This window comes from Mesorhizobium erdmanii USDA 3471 (assembly GCF_000472705.1).
GTDB classification, from domain to species: domain Bacteria; phylum Pseudomonadota; class Alphaproteobacteria; order Rhizobiales; family Rhizobiaceae; genus Mesorhizobium; species Mesorhizobium erdmanii.
Genome location: NZ_AXAE01000005.1, coordinates 139,398 through 159,362, shown reverse-complemented (window position 1 = coordinate 159,362; position 19,965 = coordinate 139,398). Strand labels below are relative to the sequence as shown.

Genomic DNA, 19,965 nt, shown 5'->3' with positions numbered 1-19,965 from the left:
CAGGCCAAACGGGAGGGAAGACAGGCGCGAAGCGGCCTGGGTGGGCGGATTTCGAAATCCCAGACGACCCTTACAGGCCAGGTCACCTCGATATCAATATGCCTAAAGCATTCTGATGAGCGCGCCGCCTATCGAATAGCCCGCGCCGAACGCACAGATCAGGCCGAAATCGCCGGACTTCATGTCGGCATGGTTCTCCGACAACGCAACGATGGCGCCGGCGCCCGCCGTATTGCCCAGCCGTTCCAGCACCATCGGCGCCCGATCGTGATCGACATCATGGCCGAACGATAGTTTCAGGATCATCGCATTCATGCGCGCATTGGCCTGATGCAGCCAGAAGCGCCTGATCGCCTGCGGCGTCAGCCCGTGCTCGGCCAGGAATTCGACGATGAATTTTTGCCCGGCGACGGTGACTTCCTTGAACACCTTGTTGCCGACCTGCTTGATCAGGTTGCCTTCGAGGTTGATCATGTAGGGATCATCCTGGGCGGTGCGGGTGTGATAGCCGAGATTGGTGCGGATGTTGTTCGACATCTGCGTCCACAGCCGCGTGTCCAGCACCTCGAAACGTCCCGGCCGCTTGTCGCCCTGGGCAAGTCCTTCCACCACCAGGGACACCGAGGCGTCGCCGAAGATGAAATGCGTCTGCCGGTCGCGGAAATTGAGATGGCCGGTGATGATCTCCGGCGTGGTCACCAGGATGCGCTTGTGCGCGCCCGACCGCACCAGATTGACCGCCAAGTGCAGAGCGGCCGCGGCGGACGAACAGCCGAGCCCCATGTCGAAGCCGGCGCCCTTTGTCCCCAGCGCCTCCTGCATTTCGATGGCGATCGCCGGATAGGGCCGCTGATGGTGCGAGGCCGAGCAGATGATCAGATCGATCTGGGACGGCTCCAGCCCGGCGTGGTCGAGCGCTTTCCTGGCCGAGGCGATGCCGAACTCAGCCTCCAGCGATAGCGCGTCGTCGGGCCGAGCCGGGATGCGCGGCGTCATCCGGGTCGGATCGAGAATGCCTTCGCGCTCGATCACGTGACGGGATTTCACCCCCGAGGCGTGGACGATGAAGTCGCTGTCGGATTTCTGCAGCAGCGGCTCGTCGGTGCCCTGGCGCCGCGCATTCTCCATGTCGACCCAGCTGTTGAAGCTCTCGACCAGCTCTTCATTGGTGATGACAGGTTCAGGAATTTCAGCGCCGATGCCGCTGATGATGACGCGATGCATGTTTCAGTCCGTCCCATCCGCGGGCGTTGCGGCTTCATGTGGGCGCCGAAACGCTTCGGCGCAACACTTTTCTCATCAGGCCGGTTTACGCCGGCTTAAACCAAAGTTCAGACTAGCTTGAACCTGGTTCAACATGATCATTCATCCCCCTGCCACTCGGGTCATGACGCCACACATGAATTGCGCATGACGGGATTTTTCTAACCGGCGCGTTTTGCGACGATGAAGATGCGGGGGAAACGCAGCAGTACCTTGCCGCTTGCGGTCTTCGGATAGGCCTTGGCGATCCTGGCCGTGTAGCTGTCGAGGAAGATCTTGCGCTCGTCGGCCTCCAGCGGATCGAGGAAAGGCTTCAGCCCGGTCGACTTCACCCACTCGACGATCGCCTCGGCATCAGCCAGCGGATGGTTGTAGACCGTGTGCCAGATGTCGAGCCGGTCGGAGAGCGGCGAAAGCAGGTCATAGTAGAACGACACCGGTGCCAGCGGCGCACGCGCCGCGCCCTTTATCTTGGCCGCAAACGGCATTTCGGCGGCGGTCTCGCGCATCAGCCGGTGCGAATCCTCAGCCATGTTGTCGGGCATCTGGACGGCGAGCGCGCCGCCGGGCGCTAGGAAGCTCATCAGCCGCTGAAACACCGCAGGGTGCTCGGGCAACCACTGGAAAACCGCATTGGCGAAGATGACATTGACCGGCTCGGCCGGCTGCCATGTCGAAGCATCGGCGAGGTCGAAGCTGACGTTGGGCAGGCGCGCCCTCGCCTTTTCGATCATGTCGGGAGAGGTGTCGAAGCCGCTCACCTGCGCATCCGGCCAGCGCTCGACCAGGAGTTCGGTCGAATTGCCCGGCCCGCAGCCGATGTCGACGACCCGGCGCGGGAAATCGACCGGCACTTGGGCTGCGAGATCACGCGCGGGCCGCGTGCGCTCATCCTCGAATTTCAGATATTGGGCGGCGGACCAGTCAGCCATTCGAGCTCTCCTCGTATCCTGAGAAAATTCGCCGCCCCTTGATATCCTTACCGCGTCAGTCGCTTGTGCGTCATGCGGTGCGGGGCTGCCGCTTCGGCGCCGAGGCGCCGAAGCTTGTCCTTCTCGTATTCCTCGAAATTGCCTTCGAACCATTCGACATGCGCATCACCTTCGAAGGCAAGCATGTGCGTGGCCATGCGGTCGAGGAACATGCGATCGTGGCTGATGATGACGGCGCAGCCGGCGTAGGCCTCCAGCGCGTCTTCCAGCGCACCGAGCGTTTCGGTGTCGAGGTCGTTGGTCGGTTCGTCGAGCAGCAGCACATTGCCGCCGTTCTTCAGCATCTTGGCCAGGTGCACGCGGTTGCGCTGTCCGCCCGACAGATTGCCGACTTTCTGCTGCTGGTCGCCGCCACGGAAGTTGAAGGACGAGCAATAGGCCCGGCTGTTGATCTCGTGCTTGCCGAGCTTGATGATTTCGGCGCCGCCGGAGATTTCTTCCCAGACCGTCTTGTTGCCATCGAGCGCGTCGCGGCTCTGATCGACGTAACCGAGCTTCACTGTCTCGCCGATGCGCACCGTACCTGCATCCGGCTTTTCCTGGCCGGTAAACATCTTGAACAGCGTGGTCTTGCCGGCGCCGTTCGGGCCGATCACGCCGACGATGCCGCCTGGCGGCAGCCGGAACGACAGGTTCTCGATTAGCAGCTCGTCGCCAAAACCCTTGGTGAGGCCGTCGACCTCGATGACGACGTTGCCGAGGCGTTCGCTCGACGGGATGACGATCTGGGTGTCGGTCGGCTTGCGGTTCTGCGACTGCTCGAGCAGTTCCTCATAGGCCTTGATACGCGCCTTCGACTTGGTCTGGCGTGCCTTGGGCGACGACTGGATCCACTCGCGCTCGCGCCAGATCGACTTCTGGCGGGCGTCGTCCTCGCGGCCTTCCTGGATCAGGCGCTTGGCCTTGGCGTCGAGATATCTGGTGTAGTTGCCCTCATAGGGAATGCCGCGGCCGCGATCAAGTTCGAGAATCCAGCCGGTGACATTGTCGAGGAAGTAGCGGTCGTGGGTGATGATCAGCACCGAGCCCGGATAGTCGCGCAGGTGCTTTTCCAGCCATGCCGTGGTCTCGGCGTCGAGATGGTTGGTCGGTTCGTCGAGCAGCAAAAGGTCAGGCTGGCGCAGCAAGAGCTGGCAAAGCGCGACGCGGCGGCGCTCGCCGCCCGACAAATTGGTCACTTCGGAATCGCCTGGCGGGCACTGCAGCGCATCCATCGCCATCTCGACCTGCTGCTCGAGATCCCACAGGTTGAGCCTGTCCATCTCGTCCTGGAGCTTGCCGGACTCGTCCGCCGTCTCGTCGGAATAATTCATCATCAGCTCGTTGTAGCGCTCGATGATGGCGGTCTTCCTGGCGACACCTTCCATGACGTTTTCCATCACGGTCTTGTTGGGGTCGAGCTGCGGCTCCTGCGGGAGATAGCCGACGGTGGCGCCCTCGGCCAGCCACGCCTCGCCCTGGAACTCCTTGTCGAGCCCGGCCATGATGCGCAGGATGGTCGACTTACCCGAACCGTTGGGGCCGAGAATGCCGATCTTGGCGTCCGGATAGAAGGACAGATGAACGTTATCGAGCACCTTCTTGGTGCCATAGGCCTTCGACAGGCCCGACATGTGATAGATGAACTGGCGTGCCACGCGCGCTTTCCCTGAAAAACTGACTGGATTTGCCGATTTGAATGAGGTTGGCCGCTATGTAGGCGATGCGGCGGCGAACGGCAATCGCTTTTGCCAGTTCAAGCTGAACACACGGACAAGTGTGTGCTGACCGCCAAAGTTTTCCACCAGTCACCAGGTGCGCTGAAATCTCTGGTTAACCCTTGCGCGTCAAAACAGGATCGGGGTGGAGTCGCCGGCTGGTCGCGATTCCTGGCGCGAAAGAGCGGATCGACGGCATTGCTGAACAGTTTCCTGCTCCTTGCCGAAGCAATCGTCTACTTCAGCGTCATGGTGACGCTTTTCCGCTTCCGCAAGCGCATTGGTCTCGGCGTCTTCGTCTGCGCGCTCGGCGTCATGCATTTCCTGGAAACCTATCTCGCCAGCGTCTTTTACGTCGCCTTGCCGTTCGGCATGGTCTCGCCGGGCTCGGCAGTGCTGTTTTCAGGCAAGCTGGTGATGTTGCTCCTGCTCTACATCAAGGAGGACGCCGCCACCGTGCGCCAGCCGATCTATGGCCTGCTGCTCGGCAATGCGCTGATGATCTGGCTGGTGCTGCTGTTGCGCCTGCACGTTATCGCACCGCTGCCCGACGGCAAGCTGCCCGACATCGGCTTCATCGACGAGATGGGCTGGCTGATGGTCTGGGGCACGACGCTTTTGTTCATCGACGCCATCCTGATCATCCTGCTCTATGAAAAGCTTGGGCGGTACCTGCGCAGGGCGCAGTTCGCGCGCATCCTGACTTGTGTCGCCTGCGTGCTCACCTTCGACCAGGCGGGTTTCTTCACCGCGCTGCATTTCGTCGCCGGCGCGCCGGTCGCGGTTTTTTTCGGCGGCTGGTTCGCCAAGATGGTGGCGGCGCTGACGTTCAGCGCCATGCTCGTCGCCTACCTCAAATGGTTCGAGGCCCGCGACATCCAGATACCGCGTGGGCTGACCGATATTTTCGAAACCCTGACCTATCGCGAGCGCTATGAAGCGCTGGTCGAGCATGTCGGCCGCGACGGCCTGACCGGCCTTCTGCATCGCGGCCGCTTCGACGCCGACGGTGAGGCCGCCGTCGAGGTCAGCCTGCGCACGGCAAGGCCGCTCAGTCTGCTGATCATCGATGTCGACCATTTCAAGTCGATCAACGACCGTTTCGGCCATGCCGAGGGCGACAAGGTACTGAAAGCGGTTGCTGTCCTGCTGCGCGAAGTGGCCGGCGCCGAAGACCCGGTTTTCCGGATCGGCGGCGAGGAATTCGCCATCCTGAGTTCGCGCCCGCATTCGGTCGCCAGGCTGTTTGGCGAAAGCATTCGCCACGCGCTCAAGGCATCCGCCGTCACCAGCCGCTTCGAGCTGACCGTCAGCGCCGGCGTTTCCACCGTCGGCGAAACGACGCGCTGCCTTGCCGACCTGTTCGCGCTCGCCGACCAGCGCCTCTACAAGGCCAAGTCGACCGGGCGCGATCGCGTCGTCGGCGAACCGGGCGGCCCCGAGGCCGATATGGCGGTAGCTTGGACCAAGTCGGCGCAGATCTAGCGCCGGTCTGGGATTTTCTCTGGCGTCGAATCCACGACAACGTCGAGACCGCCATCAACGTGATCGCCAGCCATTTCAACGCAGTGCTTCACGGGCGGTCGACAGCCGTTCGCGCGTGCTTACTGGAACCCGATCGCGTCGACGGTGCCTGTCGGGCAACCGGCCTTGTTGGTCGGCACTGAGGCCAGAAGCAGGTCCTTGAGCGAGCTGGTTGGGCCGATCGGCCCGGCAAGGCCGAGCGTCAGTTCGCCGATCAGCCGCCGGCCGTTCGAAGGATCGATGACGCAGGACACGCGCACGCGATCCCCCGCCCCCGCGCCGAAGGCGGTATCGAAGGCGCCACGGATCTGGTCCGCCGTCAGCTTGCCGCCAATGTTCTTGGTGAAGAGATCGCGCACCGGCGAGGCGTTCACCTGCCGCATCAGGCCGAGCGCGTCGGAGAAGTATTCCTGCTGGGTCTTGCCGTAGCAGGTACCGTGCTTGATCCACTCATGCCGCTCGAGCTGGGAGGCCGTGCCCGGCATCACCTGATCGAGCTCCTTGCGGGTGCCGGCGTCGAGATTGACCGGCGGCAGGTCCTTCCAGTGGGCGGGATTGTCGTTGGCCTTGTCGCCCGCCGCCACCTGGCAATAGAAATTGCCGTTCGGCTGCGGCCACAGGCCGTGCAAGGTGAAGTTGGTGGCATCGAACTCGTTCGGGTTCTGCGCTCTGCATTCGGCCTTGCTCGACTTGGTCTCGCAGAAGGCCGGCTGCCAGCTTAGCGCGAACACATATTCGGGCTTTCCCGAGGTGGCGGGCTTGCCCTGTCCGCCCGGCGCCGCCGGCACCGTGGCGGCGCCGCTGCCCGACAGATGGCCGCAACTGACCTTCACCCAGCGGCGCTCCGGATCGGCGCCCGGCACCTGGATGAGATAATGCGTCGGTGCGTCCTTGTTGCCGGCAAGCAGCTGGTAGCTCTGTCCGGCATCGGTCGAGACATTGCCGGGGTTCTTGCCGTTCTTGATGGCCTGCGTTGCCGGACAGGCAGCGTCGGCAACGAAGGTGCCGCTCATCTTGACTTCGGCATGCGCCGCGCCAGCCAGCGACATCGCCAGCATGGCCAATCCGAAAACGACACCAATGCGCATGAGCAAATCCCCGGCTGAAGAAGTGGGCGACAGACTGAAGCTGTCTCCATGTCAGAATTGCGATATTTTGCTGGCCAAACGCAAGAAACATCGTCACGCAAAAGCAGGCATGACGGATTGACGCATAATCGGCAGCGGCGCAAACAAAGCCAACAAAAAAAGCAAGGGGGATCAGGCGCCATGTCATTCAGCCAGCAGCGCGTGGTCCGCTCGCCGACTGGCGCCGATCTCAATCTCTTCGTCAGGCAGGCTGACGGCAAGCCACGCGCCGTCGTCCAGATCAATCATGGACTGGCCGAGCATGCCGCACGCTATGCCCGCTTTGCCGATTTTCTCTCCACACGCGGCTTCCACGTCTATGTCCACGACCATCGCGGCCATGGCGCGACCAAGGCGCCGGACGCACCACTCGGCCAATTCGCCGACAGGGATGGCCCGGCCAAGGTGATCGTCGATGTCGACGCCATCCACGATCTCATCGCCCGCGAACAACCAAACCTGCCGGTCATCCTCTTTGGCCACTCGATGGGCGCGTCGGTGGCGCTGAACTACCTGCTGGGCCATTCACCCCGCATCCATGCCGCCGCGATCTGGAACGGCAATTTTTCACAAGGCCTGCTTGGGCAGGTGGCGCTCGCCATCCTCGCCTGGGAACGCATGCGGCTGGGCTCCGACGTCCCGTCGCGCCGGCTGCCGAAACTCACCTTCCAGGCCTGGGGCAAGGCGGTGCCCAACCACCGCACGCCGTTCGACTGGCTGTCGCGCGACGAGGCCGAAGTGGCGAAATACATCGCCGATCCGCTGTGCGGCTGGGATGCCTCGGTGTCGATGTGGCGCGACGTGGTTTCGATGGCGCTCAACGGCGGCAGGGATGCCGCCTTCGCCGGCGTCCGGCGCGACCTTCCGGTCGCCGTCGTCGGCGGCGAGAAAGACCCCGCCTCGGACTATGGCAAGGGCATCACCCACCTTGCCGGGCGCATGCGCAAGATGGGCTTTTCGAATCTGCTTTCAAAGGTTTACGCCGACACCCGCCACGAAAGCCTGAACGAGGTGAACCGTGACGTGATCATGGGTGATTTTGCCGCCTGGGCCGACGGTGTGCTGAAGAGGTGACGGGATTGGCCCATCGCAAGAGCCGTGACAGCAGCACAAGGTGTTGATAGAGGCTGCGCTTCCGACCAATTTCTGGTGATTTATGGCCGAACCTCCGCTGAAAGGCGTCCGCGTCGTCGAACTCGCCCGCATCCTTGCCGGACCTTGGGCCGGGCAATTGCTTGCCGATCTCGGCGCCGATGTCATCAAGGTCGAAAGCCCCGACGGCGGCGACGACACCCGCAAATGGGGCCCTCCCTTCGTCATGAGCCATGACGGCGAGAACCTGTCGGCCGCCTACTACCATTCCTGCAATCGCGGAAAGCGCTCCATCGCCATCGATTTCTCGACGCCGGAGGGCGCCGAAACGGTGCGCCGGCTGGTTGCGACGTCCGACGTCCTGATCGAGAACTTCAAGCTCGGCGGCCTGAAAAAATACGGGTTGGACTATGACAGCCTGCGCAAGATCAATCCGCGCCTCGTCTATTGCTCGATCACCGGCTTCGGCCAGGACGGCCCCTACGCGCCGCGTGCCGGCTACGACTTCATCATCCAGGCCATGGCCGGCATGATGTCGATCACCGGCGAGCCCGGGCGCGAGCCGCAAAAGGCCGGCGTCGCCATCTCCGATATCTTCACCGGCCTCTATTCCGTCATCGCCATCCAGGCCGCATTGCGCCACGCCGAGCAGACCGGTGACGGCCAGCACATCGACATGGCGCTGTTCGACACGCAGATATCGGCGCTCGGCAATCAGAACCTCAACTATCTCGTGTCCGGAAAGTCGCCGGTGCAGATGGGCAATGCCCATATGAACATCGCGCCTTACGAGGTGGTGCCGGTCCGCGACGGCCACATCATCCTGGCGGTCGGCAATGACGGCCAGTTCGCCAAATTCTGCGCCGCCGTCGGCTTGGATGAATTGTCGGCCAACCCCGACTTCGCCACCAATCCGGCCCGGGTCGCCAACCGGGTGAAGCTGCGCGAACGCATCGTCGAGGCGCTGAAGACCCATGACCGCGGTCCGTTGCTGGCAAAGCTGGAAGCGGCGAGCGTGCCGGCGAGCCCGATCAACACGATCGGCCAGATGTTCGCCGACCCGCAGACGATCGCGCGCGGCATGCGGCTCGACCTCGATGACGGCCACGGCAACCGTTTGCCCTCGGTGCGCGCGCCGATGGTGATGTCCGGCACGCCTTTGGTCTATGAACGCCCCTCGCCGCGCCTTGGCGAACACACTGACGAAATCCTTGCTGAAGTGGCAAGACTGGCCGAACTGGAGAGATCAGCGAAATGAAGACCGGTGGACAACTGATCGTCGAGGCGCTGGAAGCGAACGGCACCGACCGCATCTTCTGCGTGCCGGGCGAATCCTATCTGGCGGTGCTCGACGCGCTGCATGACTCGGCGATCCGCACCTTCGTCTGCCGCCAGGAAGGCGGTGCCGCTATGATGGCCGACTGCCAGGGTCGGCTGACCGGCCAGCCCGGCATCTGCTTCGTCACGCGCGGCCCCGGCGCCACCAACGCCTCGGCCGGCGTGCACATCGCCATGCAGGATTCGGTGCCGATGATCCTGTTCATCGGCCAGGTCGCCAGCCACGCCAAGGAGCGCGAGGCGTTCCAGGAAGTGGACTATGTCAGGTTCTTCGGCGACATCGCCAAATGGGTGGTCGAGATCGACGACGCCTCGCGCATCCCGGAATTCGTCACCCGCGCCTTCGCCGTGGCGACGTCCGGCCGGCCTGGCCCGGTCGTCATCTCCCTGCCGGAGGACATGCTGACCAGCGAGGTCGAGGCACCGCAAGCCCTTCCCCACACCCCGGTCGAGACCTATCCCGGCAGGGCTGAACTCGACGCCCTGGAAATGCTGCTCAACGGCGCCAAGCGTCCGTTCGTCATCCTCGGCGGCACGCGCTGGAATGAGGACGCTGTGGCGCGCATGCGCGCCATATCGGAGGCATGGTCGCTGCCCGTCGGTTGCTCTTTCCGCCGCCAGATGCTGTTCGACCATCTTCATGCGAATTACGCCGGCGACGTCGGCATCGGCATCAACCCCAAGCTGGCGGCGCGGATCAAGGCGGCCGACGTCGTGCTCTTGATCGGCGGTCGCATGGGCGAGATGCCCTCCTCGGACTATACGCTGCTGAAAAGCCCTTATCCTGACCAGGCGCTGGTGCATGTCCACGCCGATGCCGGCGAACTTGGCCGCGTCTACCGGCCGACGCTGGCGATCAATGCCTCGCCCTCGGCGTTCGTCGAGGCTTTCGCCAAGCGCAAGCCCACAGCCGAGCCATCCTGGGCCGATGAGACGGCGAAAACACACGCCGCCTATCTCGACTGGTCGACGCCGCCTGAGACCGGGCCGGGCGCCGTCCAGATGGGGCCGATCATGAACTATCTGGAAACGGCGCTGCCTGACGACGCTATCCTCACCAATGGCGCCGGCAATTACGCCACCTGGGTGCATCGCTTCCACCGCTCCCGCCGTTTCGCCACGCAGGCGGCGCCGACCTCCGGCTCGATGGGCTACGGCACCCCGGCGGCGGTTGCCGCCAAGGCGCTGTTTCCCGAGCGTACCGTGGTTGCTTTCGCTGGCGACGGCTGCTTCCTGATGAACGGCCAGGAGTTCGCGACCGCTGTCCAATACGACCTTCCGATCATCGTCATTGTCGTCAACAACGGCATTTACGGCACGATCCGCATGCATCAGGAGCGGGAGTATCCCGGTCGTGTCGTCGCCACCGATCTCAAGAATCCCGACTTCGCGTCGCTGGCCCGCGCCTATGGCGGCCATGGCGAGACGGTCGAGAAGACGGCGGATTTCGCGCCAGCCTTCGAGCGGGCGCGCGTCAGCGGCAAGCCGGCGATCATCGAGATCAAGCTCGATCCCGAAGCGATCACGCCGACACGGACGATGACCCAGATTCGCGACAAGGCGTGATCCAACAAAAAAGGGACGGTCTCCCGCCCCTTTTGTCGACGCGGTTTGCGCCTACTTCTCGGCCTCGATCTGGCCGCGGATCTCGCCATCCTTGTTGGCCGCGGTGTGGACGTTGACGTAATAGTTGCCGGCCGCCAGGTCCGCGGCCTGCGCGTCCGTCAGTGTTGCCGACCCTTTGATCGGGCTCTTGAGCTTGCCCTTGAACGGGATGACGGGAGCGGCATTCGCACCCATCGCCGCCGGGCCGTGAATGTGCGCCGCCGTCGCCGGTCCGCTGAGGCCGGAATATTTGACGTTCCAGCTGAGCTTCTTCTTGGTGGTGTCGAATGTGAGCGTGGCGGTGCCCTTGCCCTTGGTGGTGACGGGCGGGTTCTGCTGGCCGCCATCGAGCGTCGCCTTGTACTTCACCACCTCGGCCATGGCCGGCGATGCGAGCAGGAAAGCGGTCGAAACGGCCAGCGCCGAAAGCACTGGCAGGAAGGAGTGTGTGCGCATGAAGAACCTCCGATTGGCTTGTCGCATACGTCGTTGCCCCCGGCACGCGCATACCTCACCGGAACGGCTGGGCGGCGCAATGTTTCCCGACACACGTTTTTGTTACCGGGACAGCATCAGAAGGGCTGATCGCTCGCCTCTGCCATTGTCCGCGGGAGCAGCCGTCAGACCGCCGACAGCGCTTGCGTCAGGTCGGCGATCAGATCGTCGGGATGCTCGACACCGATAGACAGCCTGACCGTCGTCTCGAACACGCCGATGCGCTGGCGCACCTCGAAGGGAATGCCTGAGTGGGTCATGGCTGCCGGATGGCTGGCGAGCGATTCCGTGCCGCCGAGACTTACCGCCAGCTTGAAGATCTGCAGATTGTTGAGAAAGGCGAAAGCTGCCTTCACTCCGCCCTTGATGTCGAAAGAAAAGGTCGAGCCGGCGCCGCTGCATTGCCTGAGATAGGCGCGCCCCGCCGGCGTATCCTCACCGAGGAACGGCAGATAATGCACCTTGTCGACCTTGGCATGGTCGCGCAGGAATTCGGCGACCAGGCGCGCATTGTCGTTGGCCCGCTCCATGCGGATCGAGAGCGTCTCCAGCGAGCGGCCAAGCATCCAGCAGGAATGCGGATCGAGCTGCGTGCCGATCGCGCCGCGCAGCGCCTTGATCGGCTTGGTGACCGCCTTGCTGCCCATCGCCGCGCCGGCGATCAGGTCGGAATGTCCGCCGACATATTTGGTCAGCGAATAGACAGAGACATCGGCGCCATGCTCGATCGGCCGCTGGAAGACCGGGCCGAGCAGCGTGTTGTCGCAGACGATGATCGGTGCGGAGCCTTGGCCAGCGCCGATCTCGTCGGCGATCGTGCGCATCAGCGCGATATCGACCAGGCTGTTGGTCGGGTTCGACGGTGTCTCGATCAGAATGACCGAAACGCGCCCCTTCGCAACCGCCGCATCGGCGGCTGCCCGCACCGCTTTCTCGTCGACACCGTCGGCGAAGCCGACGGCGTCGATGCCGAAGCCGGCGAGCGTGCGTGTCAACAGCGTCTCGGTACCGCCGTAGAGCGGCTGCGAATGCAGGATGACATCGCCCGGGCGGGCATAGGCGAGCAGCGTCGTGGCGATCGCCGACATGCCCGACGAGAACAGGATGCAGGCGTCCGTTCCCTCATGGATCGCCAGCCGGTCCTCGACGATCTCGCTGTTGGGATGGTTGAAGCGCGAATAGACCAGGCCGGACGCCGTGCCGCTCGGCGGTTCCTTGCGGCCGGAGGTGTAGTCGAAGAAGTCGCGCCCCTCCTCCGCCGATTTGAACACGAAGGTCGAGGTCAGGAACACCGGCGGCTTGACGGCACCCTCGGAAAGCTGCGGATCGAAGCCGTAGCTTAGCATCAGCGTCTCCGGATGGAGCTTGTGGTTACCGATATGGGTTTTCGACGGGCGCGGCGCGGTCATGGCTTTTCCTGCTTTTCGAGGGGCATTCTGCCGCAATTTATGCGATCCCGATCAGCCAGTCCTTGCTATTCTTGGGCTCGCATGGCTGCATGTGGGCAACAAACTGCCGCAAGAGGACGAAAGTGAAGCAGAAGATAGCGGATGATTTCGACCTGAGGATTCTGCGTGAATTGCGGGCGGACGCCCGCATCACCAACAACGAGCTCGCCGAGCGCATCGGCCTGTCCCCGTCGCCCTGCCTGCGGCGCGTGCGCAGGCTGGAGGAGACCGGTGTTATCCGGGGCTATACGACGCTGGTCGATCCCGCCGCCTTCGGCTGGAGCATGGTGGCCATCGCCACCATCCGGCTCAGCCGGCAGAACGAGGACGAGATCGTCATGTTCGAGGACGCGATCCGCGGCTGGGAAGAGGTGCTGGAGTGCCACCTCGTTACCGGTTCGCGCGACTATGTGCTGAAGGTGGTGACAGGCAGCCTGGAACAGTATGAGCGCTTCATCAAGGAGAAGATCGCACGGCTCAAATGCGTCGCCTCGATAGAGACCAGCTTCGTCATGAACACCATAAAAGAACGGCGCCTCTGACACTGCCAGAGGCGCCGTTTTCGCGGCGTTGGTCGCTGACTGGGCTTACTTCACAGCCAGGCTTACTTGATCGCCTTGTCGGTGATCGCGGTCGTGTAGGCGCCTTTCGGCTCCTTGGTGATGATCTTCTGGTCGAGCAGCGCCTTGGCGGTGCGCTCATAGGTCGCCGGGTCGAGCTTGCCATCGGCATTGTCGATCAGCTTGGCGACTTCGCTCATCATCCGCTTCTGGTGGTTCTCGTCCTGGCCACCGCCGTCCATGACGATGCCTGCCGCTTCGTCATTGTTGTCGATGGCGTATTTCCAGCCCTTCATCGAAGCGCGCACGAAACGCACCATCTTGTCCTCGAAGGCCGGGTCCTTGAGCTTGTCTTCCGACGCATAGAGGCCGTCCTCGAGCAGGTCGTTGCCCATCGCCGAGTAGTTGAACACAGTGAGTTGCTCCGGCTTGTAGCCGGCGTCGATCAGCTGCCAGTACTCGTTGTAGGTCATCACCGAGATGCAATCCGCTTGCTTCTGGATCAGCGGCTGCACGTCGAAGCTCTGCTTCAAGACGGTGACGCCGTCCGGGCCGCCATCGGTCTTCAGCCCAAGCTTGTTCATCCAGGCATAGAACGGATATTCGTTGCCGAAGAACCAGACGCCCAGCGTGTGGCCCTTGAAGTCGGCTTCGGTCTTGATCGGGCCATCCTTCGGGCAGACCAGCTCCATGCCGGCCTTCTTGAACGGCTGGGCGATGTTGACCAGAGGCACGCCCTTTTCGCGCGCGGCCAGCGCACCGCCCATCCAGTCGACGATGACGTCGGCGCCGCCGCCGGCGATCACCTGCTCGGGCGCGATATCGGGGCCGCCCGGCTTGATGTCGACGTCGAGGCCCTCGGCCTGATAGAAACCCTTGGCCTTGGCGACATAGTAGCCGGCAAACTGCGCCTGCGTGACCCATTTCAACTGCAACGTCACCTTGTCGGCGGCCATTGCCTGGAAAGCGGCCAGCGATAGCGCGCCGGCCAGAACGGGAATAATCAGTTTTTTCATTCTTTTACCCTCTGAAGTTAGTGCCCTAAACCCACCGCCCCTATCCACCACGGACAGAGGGATGCCAAAACGTGACGGCTCTTTCGACAAGAGCGACCACGCCATAAAAGACCGAACCCGCAAGTGCTGCAACTGCGATTTCGGCCCAGACCATGTGGATGTTCATCCGCCCGACCTCGGTCGAGATGCGGAAGCCCATGCCGACGACGGGCGTGCCGAAGAACTCGGCGACGATGGCGCCGATCAGCGCCAGCGTCGAGTTGATCTTCAGCGCGTTGAAGATGAAGGGAGCGGCGGCCGGCAGCCTGAGCTTGATCAGTGTCGGCCAGTAGCCCGACGCATAGGTGCGCATCAGGTCGCGCTCCATATGGCCTGACGCGGCGAGCCCGGCGACCGTGTTCACCAGCATCGGGAAGAAGGTCATGATGATGACGACGGCCGCCTTGGACTGCCAGTCGAAGCCGAACCACATGACCATGATCGGCGCGACGCCGATGATCGGCAGCGCCGAGACCATGTTGCCGATCGGCAAGAGCCCGCGCCGCAGGAACGGCACGCGGTCGGCCAGGATCGCGGTGATGAAGCCGGCGCCGCTGCCGACGACATAGCCGAACAGCACCGCCTTGAAGATGGTCTGCCGGACGTCGGCGCCGAGCACAGGCAGCGAAGTTGCGATGCGCGCGCCGATGGCGCTCGGCGGCGGCAACAGGATGAAGGGAATGCCGGCGCCGCGCGTCACCGCTTCCCAGATGATCAAGATCCAGGCGCCGAAAATGGCGGGGATGATCAGGCGCAGCGCGTTGCGGGCCGAGTTCGCCATCGGGCGAAGGCTGGACAGCACCGCCACGCAGCGCCAGCCGAGCAGCCACGCGGCCGTGAGCAGCAGGAAATATGGTGTCAGTGCCGTGCCCTCGAAACCTGTAATGCCCGAGATCAGCAGCCAGGCGACGAGGTGGGCGCCGACAAACAGCACGACGGCTTCCGCAAGCGAAGGGATCCTGATCATCGAGATCAGTGCCGCCACGATCGCCAGGGCGAGCATCAAACCCTTGGTTCCGAGATAGGGATAGTTGACGCTGGTGGTCGGGTCCGCAAGCGCTGCCGCTTCCGGCTTCGACATCGCGCCAAGGGCGACCGCGATCAGGCAGAGCACGATCGCCAGCACCGCTTGCCAGGAGGGTTTCAGCCAGTTCATGCCGGCCTCCCGCCCATGGCGCGGTCGACGATGCGTCCGGCAATGCCGACCACCATGACCAGGAGGGCCGCGACGATGGAACCGGCAACCAGCGCCGACCAGATGTCGATCGACTGGCTGTAATAGGCGCCGGCAAGCAGCTTGGCGCCGATGCCGGCGACGGCACCGGTCGGCAGTTCGCCGACGATGGCGCCGACTAGGCTTGCGGCCACCGCCACCTTCATCGAGGTGAACAGGAACGGCACCGAGGCCGGCACGCGCAGTTTCCAGAAGGTCTGCGAGGCGCTGGCATTATAGGTGTGCATCAGGTCGAGATGCATGATTTCGGGCGAGCGCAGCCCCTTCACCATGCCGACCGTCACCGGGAAGAACGACAGATAGGTCGAGATCATCGCTTTCGGCACAAGCCCGGTGATGCCGACAGCCGCCAGCACGACGATGATCATCGGCGCCACCGCCAGGATGGGAATCGTCTGCGAGGCGATGATCCATGGCATCAGGCTGCGGTCGAGCGTCGCCACATGCACGATGCCCACCGCAATGACGATGCCGAGCGCGGTGCCGAAGGCAAAGCCCAGCAGCGTCGACGACAGTGTCACCCAGGCATTGTAGACCAGGCTGCGGTTCGAATTGATCGGCCGCAGGAACGTGTTCTCGAAGAAATTCACCGCCACCTGGTGCGGCGCCGGCAGCGTCGGCTTGGGCTGCGCCAGCGTCTTGCCGATGAACTCGACGGTGCCGGGGGTTTCGTTGGCCCGGGTGTCGAGATCGCGCTGGAACGGCGAGTTGAGGATGACGGCGAAGACGTACCAGAGCACGACCACGCCGGCGAGGATCGAGGTCACGGGGATGAGCTTGTCACGGAAGGTGTCCATCAGCGCTCCCCGTCTCCTCTCCCCGCCGGGGAGAGGGTGGCCGGAGCGAAGCGGAGGTCGGGTGAGGGGGAGTGTATCTGCCCCTCAAGCACAGCCAGTATCGTATCCAGCACCGCTCGTCGCTCGGCCAAAACCTCGTGGTTCCAGAACCTAAGAACGGAGTAGCCGTTGCGATTCAGCCAAGCTGTTCTGCTTTCATCAGTCATGGACTCGGCATGTTGGCTGCCATCGATTTCAACGATCAAGCTCTTCTCGCGGCAGAGAAAGTCGGCGAAGAACGGTCCAAGTGGCACTTGCCTTACGAACTTGTGGCCGTTGAGGTGACGCCCCCGTAGCTCGCCCCAAAGCCGGTATTCGGCCTTGGTTTCGTCAAGCCGCAGCTCTCGGGCGCGCTCCGTAACCCCGGCCTTCCTCTTGGTTGGATGCGTCGGCGACGCCCCCTCACCCGGCCGCTTCGCGGCCACCCTCTCCCCGGAGGGGAGAGGAGGAACCTCGTCCTGTGCCCCCTCAATCATCATAGCTATGCCCTGCCCGCAACCCGTCGCGCACGCGCGCGGCGATCGCCAGAAACTCCGGCGTTTCGCGGATGTCGAGCGGCCGCTCCTTCGGCAGCGTCGATTCGATGATGTCGCTGACGCGACCCGGGCGCGGCGACATCACCACGATGCGCGTCGACAGATACACGGCTTCCGGAATGGAGTGGGTGACGAAGCAGATGGTCTTGTTCGTCCGCGCCCACAATTGCAGCAATTGCTCGTTGAGGTGGTCGCGAACGATCTCGTCCAGCGCCCCGAACGGCTCGTCCATCAACAAGAGGTCGGCATCGAAAGCCAGCGCACGCGCGATCGAGGCGCGTTGCTGCATGCCGCCGGAAAGCTGCCAGGGGTATTTCTTTTCGAAGCCGGAGAGGTTGACGAGGTCCAGCGTGCGCTTGATGCGCTCCGCCTGTTCCGCCCTCGACAGGCCCATGATCTCCAGCGGCAGCGCCACATTGCGCTCGATGGTGCGCCAGGGAAAAAGCGCAGCGGCCTGGAAGACATAGCCATAGGCACGCTTCTCGCGCGCCTGCTCCGCCGTCATGCCGTTGACCGAAATCGTTCCCGAGGTCGGCTTCTCCAGGTCGGCGATGACACGCAGCAGCGTGGTCTTGCCGCAACCCGACGGCCCGATGAAGGAGACGAACTCGCCCTTGCCGATGGTCAGGTCGACATTGGACAGCGCCTGCACCGGCCCGTCATTGGTCTGGAACGTGAGGCCTAGTTTGCTTGCCGCGACGACGGCTGGCGAAGTTCCCGTCATCGGCTGAAGCCTGCCTGTTCCCACCCCTGCCGCGCCGGCCGGATTCCGATTGCTTTTATCGCGATGTTGTTTTCCACTCGCCCAGTCCCATTGACCCTGTTCCACTCAATCGACGCCCGGAGTTCCCCGATGTCGCCCAATTCAACTTGTCATCTTATCCGCCCCGAAAGCACTTATGAAGGCAAGCAGGGACTGACCTATTTCGCCGGCATCGCCGCCGAGTCAGTCGGCTCCTCCGGCATCTGCATGCACGTGCTCACCATGCCGCCCGGCGCCCGCGCCAAGGCGCATCTGCACGAGAGCCACGAAACGGCGATCTACGTGCTCTCCGGCGAGGTCCATACCTGGTATGGCGACCGGCTCGAACATCATATCGTCGTCAAGGCCGGCGACCTCTTCTACATTCCGGCCGGCGTTCCGCATCTGCCGGCCAATTTGAGCAACGCGCCCTCTTCGGCGGTCATTGCCCGCACCGATCCCAACGAACAGGAAAGCGTCGTCCTGCTGCCGGAACTTGATGCGCTGGTCGCCTGAGGCAGGAGGAAAAGCTCTCGCCGTCATTTGCACCGCGAGACTTCGCCCATGACGTCGCCGTCCTCGTCGGCGACAGACAGTTTCTTGGCGTTCTTGGCGCTGCGCTTGATGGTGAAGGTCGCCGGCGACTTGCCGTCCTCACCTTCGGCTTCGCACTCCGCCTTCACCGTCAGCGAACCGTCGGCCTGAGCCTTCGTCTCGGTGAAGGTGCAGGCGCTGGCCGCCGTGATCAGCTCCTTGTCGGTCAAAAGCAGCATCTGATCGGCCGCGACCTCCTGGCCGTTCTTGTTGATGCAGCCATACTTGTCGCCATAAGGCTTTGACAGGTCGATGGCCGCGGCCGAGACCTGTCCGGCGGTCAGCACAGCCACAGCCGTAAGGGCGAGAAAAACAGTCCGCACCTCAGACCCCCGTCGCCGGGATGCCGGTGCGTTCCACCTTGCGCGGCGCTGTGATGTCTTTCCATGTCGACAGCGCCCGGTTGACCGCGGCGTTCGGCTCGCGGCCGACGAACTGGCCATGGCCGGGCTTGGCCTTGACCTCAGCTTCCTCGATCGACAGCTCGCCGCGCGAGAAGACGAAGCGCGGCAGGCCGGTCACCTCGACACCCTCGAAGACGTTGTAGTCGATGACCGACTGCTGCTTCTTCGAAGTGATGGTTTTCTTTCGCTTCGGATCCCAGACGATGATGTCGGCGTCAGCGCCTTCGACGATGGCGCCCTTCCTCGGATACATGTTGAGGATTTTTGCGATATTGGTCGAGGTCACCGCGACGAACTCGTTCATCGTCAGCCGTCCCGTGTTGACGCCCCGGGTCCACAGCACCGGCAGGCGATCCTCGAGGCCGCCAGTGCCGTTGGGGATCTTGGTGAAATCGCCGACGCCGAAGCGCTTCTGCTTGGTGGTGAAGGCGCAATGGTCGGTCGCCACCACTTGCAGCGAGCCTGCCTGCAGGCCGGCCCACAGCGAATCCTGGTGCAGCTTGTTGCGGAAGGGCGGGCTCATCACGCGGCGTGCCGCATGGTCCCAGTCCTTGTCGAAATACTCGCTCTCATCCAGCGTCAGGTGCTGGATCAGCGGCTCGCCGAACACCCGCATGCCCTTCTGCCGCGCCCGGCGGATGGCCTCGTGGCTCTGCTCGCAAGAGACATGCACGACATAGAGCGGCACGCCGGCCATGTCGGCGATCATGATGGCGCGGTTGGTCGCCTCGCCTTCCACTTCAGGCGGGCGCGAATAGGCGTGACCCTCGGGGCCGTTGTTGCCGGCGGCTAGCAGCTTCTGGGAAAGTGCGGCGACCACATCGCCATTTTCGGCATGCACCAAAGGCAGCGCGCCGAGGTCGGCGCAGCGCTGGAACGACGCATACATTTCGTCGTCATCCACCATCAGCGCGCCCTTGTAGGCCATGAAGTGCTTGAACGAAGTGATGCCCTTGTCGACGACGGTAGCCATCTCGTCGAACACCTGCTTGCCCCACCAGGTGATCGCCATGTGGAAGGAATAGTCGCAGGCGGCCTTCGAGGTCTTGTTGTCCCACATCTGCAAGGCTTCGAGCAGCGATTGCTGCGGCGCCGGCAGGCAGAAATCGACCACCATCGTCGTGCCGCCGGCGAGCGCGGCCCGCGTGCCGGATTCGAAATCATCGGCCGAATAGGTGCCCATGAACGGCATTTCGAGATGGGTGTGCGGATCGATGCCGCCGGGCATGACATAGCAGCCGGTGGCGTCGTATTCGTGGTCGCCGTGCAGGTCCGAACCGATGGCGACGATCTTGCCGTGGCTGAACAGCACGTCGGCCTTCCAACTGCGGTCGGCGGTGACGACGGTGCCGTTCTTGATGACTTTGGTCATTTTCTTGTTCCCTTGTTCTCTTCGCGCTTCTTTACGAGCGGCGTTTGAAAG

Annotated in this window: 19 protein-coding genes; 6 read left to right on the top strand and 13 right to left on the bottom strand. The window is 63.3% G+C overall.

Annotation, left to right across the window (positions count from 1 at the left end):
* Positions 1-102: 102 nt before the first annotated feature.
* The 3 genes from A3AU_RS0100735 to ettA all read right to left on the bottom strand — a co-directional run bounded on the left by A3AU_RS0100735 (position 103) and on the right by ettA (position 3,892).
* Positions 103-1,224: a beta-ketoacyl-ACP synthase III gene (locus A3AU_RS0100735; RefSeq protein ID WP_027051066.1), complete on the bottom strand. Its 1,122-nt coding sequence runs from the start codon at positions 1,222-1,224 to the stop codon at positions 103-105.
* Positions 1,225-1,424: 200 nt separating this feature from the next.
* Entirely contained in the window at positions 1,425-2,195 is a 771-nt protein-coding gene (gene tam / locus A3AU_RS0100730; protein ID WP_027051065.1) for a trans-aconitate 2-methyltransferase, read from the bottom strand.
* A 47-nt stretch (positions 2,196-2,242) separates the two neighbouring features.
* Entirely contained in the window at positions 2,243-3,892 is a 1,650-nt protein-coding gene (ettA, locus tag A3AU_RS0100725; protein ID WP_027051064.1) for an energy-dependent translational throttle protein EttA, read from the bottom strand.
* 258 nt (positions 3,893-4,150) lie between these two features.
* Here ettA and A3AU_RS0100720 point away from each other — a divergent pair, with 258 nt between their 5' ends.
* On the top strand, positions 4,151-5,437 hold the full coding sequence (locus A3AU_RS0100720) for a GGDEF domain-containing protein (protein WP_027051063.1): 1,287 nt from the start codon (positions 4,151-4,153) through the stop codon (positions 5,435-5,437).
* Positions 5,438-5,556: 119 nt separating this feature from the next.
* Here the strand turns inward: A3AU_RS0100720 and A3AU_RS0100715 are convergent, their stop codons facing one another.
* The gene (locus tag A3AU_RS0100715; protein WP_027051062.1) at positions 5,557-6,564 is read right to left on the bottom strand and encodes a ribonuclease T2 family protein; all 1,008 of its coding nucleotides are present in this window, start codon (positions 6,562-6,564) and stop codon (positions 5,557-5,559) included.
* Positions 6,565-6,744: 180 nt separating this feature from the next.
* Here A3AU_RS0100715 and A3AU_RS0100710 point away from each other — a divergent pair, with 180 nt between their 5' ends.
* From A3AU_RS0100710 to A3AU_RS0100700, 3 genes are all read left to right on the top strand, one after another.
* Positions 6,745-7,677, top strand: coding sequence for an alpha/beta fold hydrolase (locus tag A3AU_RS0100710; RefSeq protein ID WP_027051061.1), 933 nt, complete (start codon positions 6,745-6,747; stop codon positions 7,675-7,677).
* An 82-nt stretch (positions 7,678-7,759) separates the two neighbouring features.
* On the top strand, positions 7,760-8,953 hold the full coding sequence (locus A3AU_RS0100705; protein WP_027051060.1) for a CaiB/BaiF CoA transferase family protein: 1,194 nt from the start codon (positions 7,760-7,762) through the stop codon (positions 8,951-8,953).
* Complete coding sequence (locus A3AU_RS0100700; RefSeq protein WP_027051059.1) at positions 8,950-10,599, top strand: thiamine pyrophosphate-binding protein; 1,650 nt, start codon at positions 8,950-8,952, stop codon at positions 10,597-10,599. The genes A3AU_RS0100705 and A3AU_RS0100700 overlap by 4 nt, the downstream gene beginning before the upstream one ends.
* Positions 10,600-10,650: 51 nt before the next feature.
* Here the strand turns inward: A3AU_RS0100700 and A3AU_RS0100695 are convergent, their stop codons facing one another.
* Together A3AU_RS0100695 and A3AU_RS0100690 are read right to left on the bottom strand one after the other, a co-directional pair.
* Positions 10,651-11,094 carry a CHRD domain-containing protein gene (locus A3AU_RS0100695; RefSeq protein WP_027051058.1) on the bottom strand — a complete coding sequence of 148 codons (444 nt, stop codon included), beginning with the start codon at positions 11,092-11,094 and terminating at the stop codon, positions 10,651-10,653.
* Positions 11,095-11,258: 164 nt separating this feature from the next.
* Entirely contained in the window at positions 11,259-12,542 is a 1,284-nt protein-coding gene (locus A3AU_RS0100690; RefSeq protein WP_027051057.1) for a cystathionine gamma-synthase family protein, read from the bottom strand.
* 122 nt (positions 12,543-12,664) lie between these two features.
* Here A3AU_RS0100690 and A3AU_RS0100685 point away from each other — a divergent pair, with 122 nt between their 5' ends.
* Positions 12,665-13,123, top strand: coding sequence for an Lrp/AsnC family transcriptional regulator (locus A3AU_RS0100685; RefSeq protein ID WP_027051056.1), 459 nt, complete (start codon positions 12,665-12,667; stop codon positions 13,121-13,123).
* A 62-nt stretch (positions 13,124-13,185) separates the two neighbouring features.
* Here A3AU_RS0100685 and A3AU_RS0100680 read toward each other — a convergent pair whose 3' ends face one another.
* From A3AU_RS0100680 to A3AU_RS0100660, 5 genes are read right to left on the bottom strand one after another with little or no spacing between them, the layout of a single operon-like run.
* The gene (locus tag A3AU_RS0100680; RefSeq protein ID WP_027051055.1) at positions 13,186-14,157 is read right to left on the bottom strand and encodes an ABC transporter substrate-binding protein; all 972 of its coding nucleotides are present in this window, start codon (positions 14,155-14,157) and stop codon (positions 13,186-13,188) included.
* 40 nt (positions 14,158-14,197) lie between these two features.
* Positions 14,198-15,352: an ABC transporter permease gene (locus A3AU_RS0100675; protein WP_027051054.1), complete on the bottom strand. Its 1,155-nt coding sequence runs from the start codon at positions 15,350-15,352 to the stop codon at positions 14,198-14,200.
* Positions 15,349-16,227: an ABC transporter permease gene (locus A3AU_RS0100670; protein WP_027051053.1), complete on the bottom strand. Its 879-nt coding sequence runs from the start codon at positions 16,225-16,227 to the stop codon at positions 15,349-15,351. Before A3AU_RS0100670 ends, A3AU_RS0100675 begins: the two co-directional genes overlap by 4 nt.
* Positions 16,227-16,742, bottom strand: coding sequence for an endonuclease domain-containing protein (locus A3AU_RS01000000134800; RefSeq protein WP_245235395.1), 516 nt, complete (start codon positions 16,740-16,742; stop codon positions 16,227-16,229). The genes A3AU_RS0100670 and A3AU_RS01000000134800 overlap by 1 nt, the downstream gene beginning before the upstream one ends.
* Positions 16,735-17,526, bottom strand: coding sequence for an ABC transporter ATP-binding protein (locus tag A3AU_RS0100660; RefSeq protein WP_027051052.1), 792 nt, complete (start codon positions 17,524-17,526; stop codon positions 16,735-16,737). Before A3AU_RS0100660 ends, A3AU_RS01000000134800 begins: the two co-directional genes overlap by 8 nt.
* 129 nt (positions 17,527-17,655) lie before the next feature.
* Between A3AU_RS0100660 and A3AU_RS0100655 the strand changes: the two genes are divergently transcribed.
* Positions 17,656-18,060 (top strand): cupin domain-containing protein, encoded by a 405-nt coding sequence (locus A3AU_RS0100655; RefSeq protein ID WP_027051051.1) that lies wholly within the window; start codon positions 17,656-17,658, stop codon positions 18,058-18,060.
* Between the two features lie 23 nt (positions 18,061-18,083).
* Here the strand turns inward: A3AU_RS0100655 and A3AU_RS0100650 are convergent, their stop codons facing one another.
* Positions 18,084-18,461, bottom strand: coding sequence for a hypothetical protein (locus A3AU_RS0100650; RefSeq protein WP_027051050.1), 378 nt, complete (start codon positions 18,459-18,461; stop codon positions 18,084-18,086).
* Between the two features lies 1 nt (position 18,462).
* A complete protein-coding gene (hydA, locus tag A3AU_RS0100645) occupies positions 18,463-19,914 on the bottom strand; it encodes a dihydropyrimidinase (protein WP_027051049.1) in 1,452 nt (483 codons plus the stop codon).
* Positions 19,915-19,965 lie beyond the last annotated feature (51 nt).

Coding starts and splice junctions, on each gene's coding strand:
- A3AU_RS0100735 (WP_027051066.1), bottom strand. CDS start 1,224: ATGCATCGCGTCATCATCAGCGGCATCGGCGCTGAAATTCCTGAACCT.
- tam (WP_027051065.1), bottom strand. CDS start 2,195: ATGGCTGACTGGTCCGCCGCCCAATATCTGAAATTCGAGGATGAGCGC.
- A3AU_RS0100715 (WP_027051062.1), bottom strand. CDS start 6,564: ATGCGCATTGGTGTCGTTTTCGGATTGGCCATGCTGGCGATGTCGCTG.
- A3AU_RS0100710 (WP_027051061.1), top strand. CDS start 6,745: ATGTCATTCAGCCAGCAGCGCGTGGTCCGCTCGCCGACTGGCGCCGAT.
- A3AU_RS0100705 (WP_027051060.1), top strand. CDS start 7,760: ATGGCCGAACCTCCGCTGAAAGGCGTCCGCGTCGTCGAACTCGCCCGC.
- A3AU_RS0100700 (WP_027051059.1), top strand. CDS start 8,950: ATGAAGACCGGTGGACAACTGATCGTCGAGGCGCTGGAAGCGAACGGC.
- A3AU_RS0100695 (WP_027051058.1), bottom strand. CDS start 11,094: ATGCGCACACACTCCTTCCTGCCAGTGCTTTCGGCGCTGGCCGTTTCG.
- A3AU_RS0100690 (WP_027051057.1), bottom strand. CDS start 12,542: ATGACCGCGCCGCGCCCGTCGAAAACCCATATCGGTAACCACAAGCTC.
- A3AU_RS0100680 (WP_027051055.1), bottom strand. CDS start 14,157: ATGAAAAAACTGATTATTCCCGTTCTGGCCGGCGCGCTATCGCTGGCC.
- A3AU_RS0100675 (WP_027051054.1), bottom strand. CDS start 15,352: ATGAACTGGCTGAAACCCTCCTGGCAAGCGGTGCTGGCGATCGTGCTC.
- A3AU_RS0100670 (WP_027051053.1), bottom strand. CDS start 16,227: ATGGACACCTTCCGTGACAAGCTCATCCCCGTGACCTCGATCCTCGCC.
- A3AU_RS01000000134800 (WP_245235395.1), bottom strand. CDS start 16,742: ATGATTGAGGGGGCACAGGACGAGGTTCCTCCTCTCCCCTCCGGGGAG.
- A3AU_RS0100660 (WP_027051052.1), bottom strand. CDS start 17,526: ATGACGGGAACTTCGCCAGCCGTCGTCGCGGCAAGCAAACTAGGCCTC.
- A3AU_RS0100655 (WP_027051051.1), top strand. CDS start 17,656: ATGTCGCCCAATTCAACTTGTCATCTTATCCGCCCCGAAAGCACTTAT.
- hydA (WP_027051049.1), bottom strand. CDS start 19,914: ATGACCAAAGTCATCAAGAACGGCACCGTCGTCACCGCCGACCGCAGT.